Raw genomic sequence first — 1,460 nt, 5'->3', positions numbered from 1 at the left:
TGAACTTGATCTTCAGAAACTCGGTTTTGAAGGAATCGAACCAGCGCTGACCGGCCGACCTTCGTACCATCCGGAGGTGATGCTCAAGATCTACATCTACGGTTATCTGAACCGTATTCAATCCAGTCGTCGACTTGAACGCGAAGCCCAGCGCAACGTCGAACTGATGTGGCTTACGGGACGCCTGGCGCCGGACTTCAAGACCATTGCGCGGTTCCGTAAAGACAACGGCAAAGCGATACGCGGCGTCTGTCGTCAGTTCGTCATGCTATGCCAGCGCCTGGACCTCTTCGCCGAAGCGTTCGTTGCGATCGACGGCAGCAAGTTCAAGGCGGTGAATCATCGCGATCGCAACTTCACAAGCGCCAAGCTCGAACGACGCATGCGCGACATCGAGTCAAGTATCGCCCGCTATCTCGAGGCGATGGACACAGCCGATCGTCAGGAGCCTGCAATCGCGAAGGCCAGGACAGAGCGACTGCAGGACAAGATCGCGGCCTTGAAGGAACAGATGCAAAACCTCAAGGAAATCGAGACCAAGCTGAACGAAGCACCGGACCGGCAGATATCGCTCACGGATCCGGATGCCCGTTCGATGAAGACACGAGGAACGGGAATCGTCGGCTACAACGTCCAGACGGCGGTTGACACGAAGCACCATCTGATCGTTGCGCACGTCGTTACTAATGATGGCATTGATCGTGATCAGTTGACGTCGATGGCAAAGCTGGCGCGTGAGGAGATGGCGGTCGACGGGCTCACCGCAGTTGCGGATCGCGGCTACTACAAGAGCGAGGAGATACTCGCATGCCATGAGGCTGGAATAACCGTGTTCGTTCCAAAAACGGTGACATCGAGCGCAACGGCTCATGGCCGCTTCGGCAAGGACGACTTCATTTACAACGCACAGACGAACGAATATCGGTGCCCGGCAGGCGAGCGGCTCATCTGGCGATTCTCAACCGTTGAGCGCGGCCTGAAGATCAGTAAGTACTGGAGTTCGAATTGCCAGCAATGTTCGCTAAAAGGCGACTGCACGCCAGGTCCTCAACGTCGCGTGACGCGCTGGGAACACGAAGCTGTTCTTGATGAGATGCAGGGGCGACTTGATCATGCGCCTGAGATGATGCGCATCCGGCGACAGACTGTCGAGCACCCGTTCGGCACGATCAAGGCATGGATGGGCGCCACTCATTTCCTGACACGGACCATCGGGCGGGTGAGCACGGAGATGAGCCTGCACGTGCTGGCGTACAACATGAAGCGGGTGATCAAACTACTCGGTTCAGAAGCGGTTATGAATGCGATGCGGGCGTGACGCCCGTACGGGCTTGTTGCGCCTTCGTGATGTGTTGGGCTGTGATTTGACCTTCGGCTCGTCGCAGTCGACAAGCGGCAATCCGCACCGGGACAGGTTTCCTCAATTCCCAGTGGGTACGCGTTTTGACACAGTCTGGGCC

General features: G+C 57.2%; 1 protein-coding gene. It reads left to right on the top strand.

What is annotated here, in order from left to right; translation table 11 throughout:
* The coding region (locus tag F6X42_RS42615; RefSeq protein WP_187639728.1) for an IS1182 family transposase at positions 1-1,318 on the top strand (1,318 nt) is incomplete at its 5' end.
* Between the last annotated feature and the right edge of the window lie 142 nt (positions 1,319-1,460).

It is taken from the genome of Paraburkholderia podalyriae (genome assembly GCF_014397785.1).
Lineage (GTDB): Bacteria > Pseudomonadota > Gammaproteobacteria > Burkholderiales > Burkholderiaceae > Paraburkholderia > Paraburkholderia podalyriae.
The sequence above is the reverse complement of the archived record's forward strand: the minus strand, read 5'-3'. Positions and strand labels throughout refer to the sequence as shown.